The organism is Pantoea sp. AG702 (assembly GCF_003182295.1).
Classification (GTDB): Bacteria; Pseudomonadota; Gammaproteobacteria; order Enterobacterales; family Enterobacteriaceae; genus Pantoea; species Pantoea ananatis.
Genome location: NZ_QGTU01000004.1, coordinates 254,423 through 265,132 on the forward strand (window position 1 = coordinate 254,423; position 10,710 = coordinate 265,132).

Genomic DNA, 10,710 nt, shown 5'->3' on the forward strand with positions numbered 1-10,710 from the left:
TTGTCCCAAGGCCATCTCTCCACTATCATCAGACAAAGCTTATTTTTAGACATTCAGGTGAATAAAGCATGCTGGAGGTATTGGCCGATCCCTCGCTATGGGCAGGATTAGTAACGCTAATCGTTCTTGAACTGGTACTGGGTATCGATAACCTGGTCTTTATCGCTATTCTGGTCGAGAAGCTGCCGGCAGCCGCACGCGACCGCGCGCGGGTGATTGGCCTGCTGATGGCGCTGGTGTGCCGACTGCTGCTGTTAGCCTCTCTGTCCTGGCTGGTCACGCTGACGCAGCCATTGATTACGCTGGCTAATCACGCCTTCAGCGCGCGCGACCTACTGCTGCTGTTTGGCGGACTGTTTTTGCTGTTCAAAGCGACAACCGAATTGAACGAACGGCTCGAAGGGCAGGACGAGGAGAACGCTCAACAAAAAGGCGGCGCTAAATTCTGGCCTGTCGTGGCGCAAATCGTGGTGCTGGACGCGATTTTTTCGCTGGATGCGGTGATTACTGCCGTCGGTATGGTAAACGACCTGCCGGTCATGATGGTGGCGGTTACCGTGGCGATTTTATTGATGCTGCTCGCCAGTAAACCCCTTACCCGTTTCGTCAACAGTCACCCGACCATCGTTATTCTGTGCCTGAGCTTTTTACTGATGATTGGCTTTAGTCTGGTGGCTGAAGGCTTTGGCTTTGTTATTCCTAAAGGCTATCTCTATGCGGCGATCGGTTTCTCCGTGCTAATCGAAGCCCTGAACCAGCTGGCACAGTTTAACCGGCGCAAGGTGCTGTCGGCGGGTCGTCCGTTACGCCAGCGCACCGCCGAAGCGATATTACGTCTGTTACGCGGCGAAGCCGAACAGGCGGAACTGGATGCAAAAACCTCGTCAATGATTGCCGATGGAGAGGATGTCGCGCTGTTTAATCGCCAGGAGCGCGTGATGATCGCCAGAGTGATGGGGCTTGGGCAGCGTCATGTCGACACCATCATGACGACGCGTCACGATGTTCAGCACATTGATTTAAGCGACGATCCGGCGGAGATCATGGCTAACCTTGATCGTAACCAGCATACGCGCATCGTTATTACGGACAACAGCAAAGAGCCGCTCGGCATTGTGCATGTTAACGATCTGCTCCATCAGTCACTGCATCACCACTCGCTTGATTTACGCAGCCTGATTCGTCAGCCCCTGGTGTTCCACGAGCACATCACCTTGTTACAAGCGCTGGAGCTGTTTCGTCAGGGTCACACACATTTTGCATTTGTGGTCGATGAGTTTGGTTCGGTAGAGGGCGTGGTCACGTTGAGCGACTTAATGGAAACCATTGCGGGAAATCTGCCAAATGAAGCAGGCGAAACCGATGCCCGCTATGATATCCAGCCTAATGGGTCGGGTGGCTGGATTGCCAATGGCCAAATGCCGCTGGAGGATCTGGCGATGTACGTGACGTTACCGCTGGATGAGAAGCGTAATTATCATACGCTGGCCGGATTAGTGATGGATCGCCTGCAGAATATTCCCCAGGAAGGTGAAGAGATCCTCCTGGGGGATTACCGCTTACGTACTCTGCAGGTTGAACAGCACCGGGTTCAGAAGGTTGAAATTCTGCCGCAGCCTGACATGCAACAGCATGCCGCGCCTTAAGGGCGTGCCGAGTCTGGCTGCGTGGCGTTATTTCCTTTTAATTGCTGACGATCAAGCCACTGATTCAGGCGCGATTTCGCCTCATTCTGCAGCTTCTCGCGCAGCATATCGTCAACCGGGAGCGTATATTGCGGATTCTCCCAACTGCCGTAAAGGCGAAACGGGATCACCTGATCGGATAAGGCCGCAACCAGTTTTTCATCCCCGTGCCAGCCGCTCAGCGTCAGGCCCAATGTAACGTCTAACTGCTGCTGCACCATGTTGACGCTCCCATCGCCACGTAACGTCAGCTGCTTGCTTTCGCCGCTGAGATGGTTAAAGGACAGGAGGCCGTTCTTCAGCGCAAGCTGACCGCTGATGTGATCGATTCCCTGTCCCAATACCTGATCGTCGCTGCTGACGCGATCGCTCACGCGCGCCACCGCGCGACGGACCATCTGCTGTAAGTCAATTTGCGCCAGTTTCAGATGGCTCACACGGACATCCGCCTTGCCCTGCCAGCTCTGTTTCGCGTCCTCAAGGGTGAGGTTATCACCGGCCAACTCGCCGTTAAGATCAAGGGTTCCCTGCAGCGACTGAGGCAGAGCCAACGCCTTCAGCAATGGCTGAAGATCAACCTGACTCAACACGGGTTTGAAACTGACGTGCGTAACGGGCTGACGAATATCAATGCTGCCGGGAACGGAGAAACGCCCCTGCCCCACCGTTCCTGACAAGGTATTAAATGTCATCAGTCCCTGTTGGTTAACCGCATCCACAGCCAGTTTTGAGAGCGTAAGACCTCGCCAGACCGCGCTGTCCGCCTGCAGTTTTATGTCCAGATCGATATCGTTGAGCGGCGAGTCCGCATTGGTGGGTTCGCGCTGGTCTGCAATCACCGGCGCAGGGGCAATCTGGCTGCTTTGTCCACTCACCTGCTGAGTTAACGAAGAGATAAAAAGCAGGTTATCCATATCCAGTGAGGTCGCATGAAGATCCAGAGACAGCTTTTGCGGAGCCGTAAGATCGCCCTGCGCGCTGCCGCTGAGAACACTGTCGTTGGCGTTAAGCTTAAGATCGGACAGGGCAACGGTATTTCTGTCGCCATTCCAGTTTCCCTGGAAGCTCAGCGTACCTTTAATGCCCTGCGGTGGCAGGCTGGCCCCGGACAACGCGTAATCCAGTTGTTCGAGCTGACCACTGAGCTGATGGGGATACTGCGATTTATCAAATTGCCCCTTCAGATTGATCATCGCCGTGCGCTGGTTGCGTGTCAGGCTGGTGCTGAGATTGATTGTTGCCAGGCTCGACTGATCCTGCTCCATATTCAGGTTGAGATTACGGAAGGTGAACGCATCGCCGCCAGGCTGTTGCCAGATAAACAGGCTGTCCATCAGCTGGAGTTTGCCGATATCGAAAGACCATCGGTCTGAAGATGCAGGCTCGCTGTTGTGCGGACCGCGCGGGGCATTTTGCGGTACCTGCGCCGTGCTGTCTGGCGTGACCCGCACCACCGCGTTTTTCAGCATCACCTGGCTCACGCTCAGCTGATGTGATAGTAGGGGCAGAAGATTCACATCCAGCCGCATATTGTCTGCAGAGACCACGGGCTGGGCTGCACCGGGCGCGGTCAGGCTCATGCGCCCGGCCAGAATGCTGAGTTTAGGCCAGACGTGCCAACGCAAATCGCCATTGATAGTGAGTTGATAACCGCTGCGCTGTTCGACCTGTTGCACCATATAGCTGCGAAAGTCGTTGGGGTTGACCAGCATAACCAAGGCTGTTAATCCCGCTACGACCACCACCAGTAAGATGGCCAGCGTGGTTATCACTCTTCTCATCACATCCTCATGAATTAATCTTTGTCGATACGACTGGCATCAGCACCCTGCTGGCCACGATATTTAGCATTTTCACGGCGATTATAAGGACGCGCGGCAGGTCCCGAAAGCGGTTCAAAGCTGAGCGCACCAATCAGCATTCCCGGGCGCAGTGCCAGAGGCAGTTTGCCAGAATTATAGAACTCCAGCACGATACGGCCCTGCCAGCCCGGATCGATACGATGCGCGGTCACGTGGACCATCAGGCCCAGGCGGGCAAGCGAGGAGCGCCCGTCCAGCCAGCCAACCAGATCGTCGGGAATGGTCACAGATTCCAGCGTTACCGCCAGGGCCAGCTCGCCGGGATGCAGAAAGAATGCCTCGCCCTCGGGGAGAACGATCTCATCACTCATCACGCGATCCAGGGCCGCGCTCACTTCGTGCTTCGGCCCGCTCAGATCAATAAACGCGGCGGTATGTCCGCTGAATGTCCGGAACTGATTGCCTAAACGTACGTCGACCGTTGCACCGTTGATCCGTTCCACCGGTGGCCGTGGCGTGATCGCCAGTTTCCCGCTATCCAGCCAGGCTTCAATATCGCGGTCGCATAATCTCATTACGGTAACTCCATGAAGTAAGTGTAGCGAACAGGCGGCATCTGTGCTTTTAACCTGCTCGCGTCACGTCCTTTGAGACGTAAACTACTCGAAGAACTGGTTAATTTTGGCTTTAAGAATATCAATAGCAATACGGTTTTTACCACCGCGCGGCACAATGATATCTGCGTACTGTTTAGAGGGTTCAATGAACTGCAAAAACATGGGGCGGACCGTTTTCTGATACTGACTCATGACGGAATCCATTGAACGCCCCCGTTCATTGACATCACGTTTCATACGTCGCATCAGGCAAATGTCGAGCGGCGTGTCCACGAAGATGGAGAAGTTCAGTTCCTGGCGCAGACGCGCATCGGTTAACAGGAGAATGCCTTCAAGAATAATGACTTTTTTAGGCTTAATTTGCAGCGTTTCCTGAGTACGCGTGTGCTCAACATAGCTGTAAACGGGCAACTCAATGTCCTGCCCTGCCTTTACCGCACGTAAGTGCTGCAATAACAAATCATGATCCATCGCGCTGGGATGGTCATAATTGGTTTTAACCCTCTCTTCCATGGTGAGGTGACTTTGATCTTTGTAATAGGCATCTTCAGGGATAACGCCGATGTGCTCATCGCCGACCTGGTCGCGAATTTCACGATAGAGCGTACTGGCGATTAAACTTTTACCGGATGCAGATGCACCTGCAATGCCAACGATCACGCACTGATGGGACTTGTCAGTCATACTTTTAAAAACCTGATACTGGAGCCAGAAACTGTACGCAAACTGCGCACCCAGTTAATGGGGCTGAACGGAGAGGGTGAGTTGGCGCTCAGTATAGGGATTTCGGCCTTTTGATGCCAGAGAAATGGCACCGCGCCCCTTTTCAGACTTTCCCCTTTTAACCTGAAAGGTTTCACCGATAAACTAGCCGCTTCACACAGAACAACGCCGCACAGCACCTGTCGGGCTCGGTATAGCCGATGAATAAGGGCATTTTGCTCAAGAAGAAGAAAGGAAGATTATGCTCTGGAAGACCCTCACCTATTTTGGTGACAGCATGTTATTGATTCCCACGGCGGTGATTATTGCCCTGATTTTACCGTGGAAAAGCGATAACCGTCGCGCCCTGTGGTACTGGCTTCTGGCCTTTGGCCTGGCCGGGCTGGTGGTCAGCGTGTCAAAAATACTGTTTCTTGGCTTTGGTATTGGCAGCGCACGCTTTAACTTCACGGGATTTAGCGGCCACAGCGCGATGTCAGCAACCCTGTGGCCGGTTATGCTTTGGTTAATTTCAGGGCGCTGCTCAAGCCTGTGGCGCGGCCTGGCGATTGGCGTGGGCTATGTGATTCCCTTAATGGTTGGCGTTTCGCGCCTGGTTATCCATGCGCATTCCGTCAGCGAGGTCATTACCGGTCTGCTGCTGGGCTTTACGCTGAGTACCGCGTTTTTACTTTCCCAGCGCGAGACGGCACTTAAAGGGTTCAGCTTGCCGCAAATCGCCGCTGCGCTGCTGGTGCCGGTTCTGCTGCTGGGTCACGGTCGGATTGCCACCACACAACAGTTCCTGGCGCAGTTTTCTGCCCGTCTGGCTGGCATGGAAAAACCTTACACCCGGGCCGATCTTTTCCGGGAATAATGCACATGGTGGCTCGTGCTTCCGCGAGCCATTCAATCCAACGAATAACGCAATTTAATGATTTCCCCCCTGTTTTTTCTATCAAATGTGCTAGCATTCTTCGAATGACAATGGCGATGCAGCGCATGCCATTGCACTATTTTGCCCTCTGCTGGATCGATTAATGATCGTTGAGACACTGGCCTCGTCAGATAAATCACCTAAAAAGTGGCTAAACGCCTGCTGGCTTGGCCTGGCTTCCTTCGTCCTGACGCTATTTTGCCTTGAGCTGATTGTGGTTAGCGGTAAAATTTCACCGCTCTGGTTCTCGACGGCACTGATGACCATCGTGGTGTTTCGCAGCACGTCTCGCCAGCTCCCCCTGTTACTCATCGCCTGCCTTATCGGTACGGCACTGGCGAATGCCTTCATTATCGGTCCCGCCCTCTCTAATTTAAAATTTGCCCTACTTAATCTGCTGCAGGCCATACTGGGCGGGCTGTTATTGCGCGCGTTGCTTGACCGTGAGGCGCCGCTGGTTTCGCTCAATGACTGGATCCGCTTTGTTATCGCTACCGGCCTGATTTCGCCCCTGATTGGCGGCTTACTCGCGCTGTGGATACTGCAGGTTGGAGAGCAGGCCTCATTTGCCTTCTTTTACACCTGGGTCATTTCGGAAATTATCGGCATGTTAGCGCTCGGGCCGGTTTTACTGTTGCTGACCTGGCCGCTGTCGCAGAATGGCCTGAAACGCGCGTCTCTGGTGGAGACGCTCATCACGCTGGCCCTGACGCTTACCGCCAGCTACCTGTCACTGCGGTTTTTACCCTGGCCTTTTACTTTTATTTTAGTAGTGCTGTTCTGGTGTGCCGTGCGGTTGCCGAAGGTGGAAGCCTTTGTGCTGTTTTTTGTTAACGCCAGCTTTATGGCACTGCTGCTGTCACTGGGCTGGATTAACGTCACGCCAACGGCCGCCAGCACCTATGCGGTGATAAGCAGCTGGCTTCCGTTTTTGATGGTCTTAATTCCCTGTCATATCATGGCATTAGTGATGGATGCCTTTCGGCATGAGAAGCGCCATATCAGTGAGAGCGAAACCCGTTTCCGTCATGCCATGGAGTATTCCGCGATTGGCATGGCGCTGGTTTCTGCTGAAGGCCGATGGCTTCAGGTTAATAAATCCCTGTGTGACACGCTGGGCTATCCGGAACATGAACTGACTCAACTGACGTTCCAGCAAATCACTCATCCGGATGATCTTTACGACGTCCAGGGCCGACTGGAAAAGCTGCTGCAGGGCGAGATTTACTCTTATACGCTGGAAAAACGTTATTTCCGCAAAGACGGCGAAATCGTCTGGGTACGGCTAACGCTTTCCCTGGTGCGCGATCAGGCGCAGCAACCACTCTATTTTATCGCGCAGATTATTGATATTTCTGAGCTGAAACAGAGTGAGCAGGTGAACAAACGCCTGATGGAACGCATTACCCTTGCGAATGAGGCGGGCGGCATCGGCGTATGGGAATGGAATCTGACCAGCGGCGAAGTTCTGTGGGATAAACGCATGTATGCGCTGTTTGGCATGAAGCCCCATGAACTGCCCAGCTACGATCTGTGGGTCACGCTGGTTCATCCCGACGATCGCGAACGTTGTGTGCTCACCATTCAGGGTGCCATTGAGAAAAGCAGTTCCTTCCAGATGGAGTACCGGGTGGTACGGGAGGACGGTCAGCACTGGATCCGTTCTCAGGCAAACCGCCTGCTCAGTAAAGAAGGCCGTATCGAACGCATTTTGGGTATCTCTCAGGACATCACCTCATTACGGAACCTGAATGAGGCGCTGTTTCAGGAAAAAGAGCGCATGATGATCACGCTCGACTCGATCGGAGAGGCCGTTATCAGTACCGATCAGGACATGTGCGTGACCTTTATGAACCCGGTCGCGGAAAAAATGACAGGCTGGTCACAAGAGGCGGCGGCGGGCAAACCGGTAAACGAACTGCTGCATATCACGCACGGTCGTCATGGCCCTGAAGTCGATAATCTGCTGCTGTGCCATGTGCCGTCTGAAAAAACCGCGCCCTATCTCTCTGAGGAGTGGGTGCTGCACACGCTCAATGGCGAGCATATTGATATTCATTACAGTATAACGCCGCTGAAATCTGAATCAGGTACCGAGCGTGGAGCGGTGATGGTGATACAGGACGTCAGTGAGTCACGTAAAGTGATGAAGCGTCTGAGCTACAGCGCACTGCACGATACGCTGACCCGGTTACCTAATCGTGCCAGCTTTGAACTGCAGCTTAAGCGGTTACTGTCCGACGCCGTCGAGCATCAGAATCAGCACGTTCTGGTCTTTATCGATCTGGATAAATTTAAGGCGGTGAACGACAGCGCAGGCCACGCAGCCGGGGACGCCCTGTTGAGCGAACTGTCGGATTTAATGCGCCATCGCCTGCGCGGGAGCGATTTCCTGGCCCGCCTGGGCGGGGATGAATTTGCCGTGTTGATGCCCGAATGTTCGTTGGATCAGGCTCGCGACGTGGTGCAGGACATCGTTCGCGCGGTCGGTGACTACTGTTTTGAATGGCTGGGGCGCGCCTATCAGGTCGGTGCCAGCGCAGGCATAACCCAAATCAACGCGCAGAACTGTCAGAGTAGCGATGTGCTGTCTCAGGCAGATATTGCCTGTTACAACGCCAAGCGGAGTGGGCGGGGTCGGTATAAGGTGTATGAGCAGCATGCGCTGGCGCTCATGGGAAGCCATCACTCCGTGGATCTCGCGACCCTGGATGCCTTACAAGTGGACATGCAGGTATGGGCCGTTGCGCCGCCTGGCAAGCCGCATTCCGCTAGCGTCTGGCTGGTTGAGGTTCAGCTATTTTCGCCAGAAGGGTTACTCATTGATGAGCATCTGCTACGTAATAACCTGACTGACGATATGCTGAAACGCCGGCTTGAAGACAATATTGTTAATGCCTTCTTCCGCCAGCAGATTGCAACGATGAGCCAAAAAGGTATCGCACTGATTTTGCCTCTCGACGTGCACGCACTGTACGATCCGGCTTTCGTTGACAATCTCTGCCTGCGCTTCGCCGAATCCGGTCTTGCCCGCAGCCACAGCGGGATCGCGCTTAACGCCTCCAGCGTGCTTTCCAGCGGCGATGGCCTGATCGGTGCATTGATGAAACTGCGCCGGGCGGGCTGCCGCATCGTGTTGCAGCATTTCGGCCGCAATCTGGATGCCTTTAACCAGTTGACCGGTAAAGTGGTGGACTGCCTGATCCTGTCCCCGGAACTGGTGGCTAACCTGCACAACAATTTGATGGATGAGATGCTAATCTCCATTATTCAGAGCCAGACCAGCCAGCGTGATATCACCCTGCTTGCCGGCCCGGTGTCCGTTCCCGCGGTGCTCACCACGCTGATCAGCCTTGAAGTGGACGGCGTTTGGGGCAGTGCCGTTGCGGAACGCCAGCCAATGAGCAGACTTGCGGAAGCCCCCCTTTTCGCTATTCGCTAATTCTGCCGCTCACCGCTTGCCACGACCGATCAGCTGCGCTAAAGTCGCCCCCTTTTTTCCGGCCTGGGGGCGAAAAATGTTCATTGGATTTGATTACGGTACGGCTAACTGCTCAATTGCAGTCAGTGAAAAAGGCGCGCCGCGTTTGTTAGCGCTGGAGAATGGCCAACGCCTGCTGCCGTCCATGATTTGCTCCCCAACGCGTGAAGCGGTGACGGAATGGCTTCACCGCCATCATCAGGTTGCAACACCGGAACAGGAAAGCACCGCGCTGCTGCAGCGGGCCCTGCGCTACAATCGTGAAGAAGATATTGATGTCTTACCTGACAGCGTGCAGTTCGGCCTGACCGCACTTCAGCATTACATGGTCGATCCAGAAGATGTCTGGTTTGTTAAATCCCCCAAATCCTTTCTGGGCGCAACCGGCCTGAAACCGCAGCAGATTGCCTTTTTTGAGGATCTGGTGTGCGCCATGATGCTGCACATTCGCCAGCAGGGTGAAGCGCAGACCCAGCAGCCTATCGACCAGGCGGTCATCGGCCGCCCGGTCAACTTTCAGGGATTAGGCAGCGAAGACGCGAATCAACAGGCACAGGGCATTCTGCTTCGTGCGGCCAAACGCGCCGGCTTTCGGGATGTTGAATTTCAGTTCGAGCCGGTCGCGGCGGGCCTGGATTTTGAAGCGACACTGGAAAAAGAGACCCGCGTACTGGTTGTCGATATTGGCGGGGGCACCACCGACTGCTCAATGCTGCTGATGGGCCCGCAATGGCGCAACATGTCAGACCGGCGTGAAAGCCTGCTGGGTCACAGCGGCTGCCGCGTTGGCGGTAACGATTTAGATATTATGCTGGCGTTTAAAGCCCTGATGCCCCTGCTCGGCGCGGGCGGCAACACCCAAAAAGGCACCGCCCTGCCTGCCCTGCCCTGGTGGAATGCGGTGGCGGTGAACGACGTGCCGGCACAAAGCGATTTCTACAGCGCCGCCTGCGGCAAGCTGCTGCGTGATTTAGTGCGCGATGCAGAAAATCCTGCCGCCGTGGCTCACCTGCTTAAAGTCTGGCAACAGAAGCTGAGTTATCGCTTGGTCCGTACGGCGGAAGAAAGCAAGATCGCGCTGTCTGAGCGCCCTGCGTTTGCGGCGTCACTGGATTTTGTTACCTCCGGCTTACAGGCCGAAATCAGCGTCGCGACCCTTCAGGAGGCGATCGGCCAGCCGCTGGAGAAGATTCTGGAGCAGGTTCATCTGGCGCTGGCGACCAGCCATATCAAACCCGAGGTGATTTATCTCACCGGCGGCAGTGCACGTTCCCCACTTTTGCGCACGGCGCTCCAGCAGGCCCTGCCAGACACACCGATAGCGGGAGGAGACGACTTTGCCTCAGTGACCGCCGGCCTGGCGCGCTGGGCAGAGGTTATGTTTGCCTGACCTACCGGCACAGGCGGAACCGTCCTGTGCCAGCCATGCCTTTTGCCCGCCTCCCTGCGGGCAAAAGGCAGGCGGATGCCCCCGCGCATCACTATC

7 protein-coding genes are annotated in these 10,710 nt (G+C 55.0%); 4 read left to right on the plus strand and 3 right to left on the minus strand.

Translation table 11 applies throughout. The features are described from left to right. Positions 1-68 precede the first annotated feature (68 nt). Positions 69-1,646, plus strand: coding sequence for a TerC family protein (locus DFO57_RS13495; protein ID WP_110015420.1), 1,578 nt, complete (start codon positions 69-71; stop codon positions 1,644-1,646). Here the strand turns inward: DFO57_RS13495 and asmA are convergent. From asmA to udk, 3 genes are all read right to left on the minus strand, one after another. After that, complete coding sequence (gene asmA, locus DFO57_RS13500) at positions 1,643-3,466, minus strand: outer membrane assembly protein AsmA (protein ID WP_072138152.1); 1,824 nt, start codon at positions 3,464-3,466, stop codon at positions 1,643-1,645. The two genes, DFO57_RS13495 and asmA, sit on opposite strands and share 4 nt — an antisense overlap. Positions 3,467-3,480: 14 nt before the next feature. Further along, positions 3,481-4,062, minus strand: a complete 582-nt coding sequence (dcd, locus tag DFO57_RS13505; RefSeq protein ID WP_013026388.1) for a dCTP deaminase — start codon at positions 4,060-4,062, stop codon at positions 3,481-3,483. Between the two features lie 84 nt (positions 4,063-4,146). Then, positions 4,147-4,788, minus strand: coding sequence for a uridine kinase (udk, locus tag DFO57_RS13510; protein ID WP_013026389.1), 642 nt, complete (start codon positions 4,786-4,788; stop codon positions 4,147-4,149). Positions 4,789-5,068: 280 nt separating this feature from the next. Between udk and DFO57_RS13515 the strand changes: the two genes are divergently transcribed. From DFO57_RS13515 to yegD, 3 genes are all read left to right on the plus strand, one after another. Beyond that, the gene (locus tag DFO57_RS13515; RefSeq protein WP_013026390.1) at positions 5,069-5,683 is read left to right on the plus strand and encodes a phosphatase PAP2 family protein; all 615 of its coding nucleotides are present in this window, start codon (positions 5,069-5,071) and stop codon (positions 5,681-5,683) included. Between the two features lie 163 nt (positions 5,684-5,846). Further along, a complete protein-coding gene (locus tag DFO57_RS13520) occupies positions 5,847-9,185 on the plus strand; it encodes a diguanylate cyclase (RefSeq protein WP_110015421.1) in 3,339 nt (1,112 codons plus the stop codon). A gap of 76 nt (positions 9,186-9,261) precedes the next feature. Beyond that, on the plus strand, positions 9,262-10,614 hold the full coding sequence (yegD, locus tag DFO57_RS13525) for a molecular chaperone (RefSeq protein ID WP_110015422.1): 1,353 nt from the start codon (positions 9,262-9,264) through the stop codon (positions 10,612-10,614). Positions 10,615-10,710: the final 96 nt, after the last annotated feature.

Excerpts from the sequence above, each read along its gene's own strand:
- DFO57_RS13495 (WP_110015420.1), top strand. The coding sequence starts at position 69 with ATGCTGGAGGTATTGGCCGATCCCTCGCTATGGGCAGGATTAGTAACG.
- asmA (WP_072138152.1), bottom strand. The coding sequence starts at position 3,466 with ATGAGAAGAGTGATAACCACGCTGGCCATCTTACTGGTGGTGGTCGTA.
- dcd (WP_013026388.1), bottom strand. The coding sequence starts at position 4,062 with ATGAGATTATGCGACCGCGATATTGAAGCCTGGCTGGATAGCGGGAAA.
- udk (WP_013026389.1), bottom strand. The coding sequence starts at position 4,788 with ATGACTGACAAGTCCCATCAGTGCGTGATCGTTGGCATTGCAGGTGCA.
- DFO57_RS13515 (WP_013026390.1), top strand. The coding sequence starts at position 5,069 with ATGCTCTGGAAGACCCTCACCTATTTTGGTGACAGCATGTTATTGATT.
- DFO57_RS13520 (WP_110015421.1), top strand. The coding sequence starts at position 5,847 with ATGATCGTTGAGACACTGGCCTCGTCAGATAAATCACCTAAAAAGTGG.
- yegD (WP_110015422.1), top strand. The coding sequence starts at position 9,262 with ATGTTCATTGGATTTGATTACGGTACGGCTAACTGCTCAATTGCAGTC.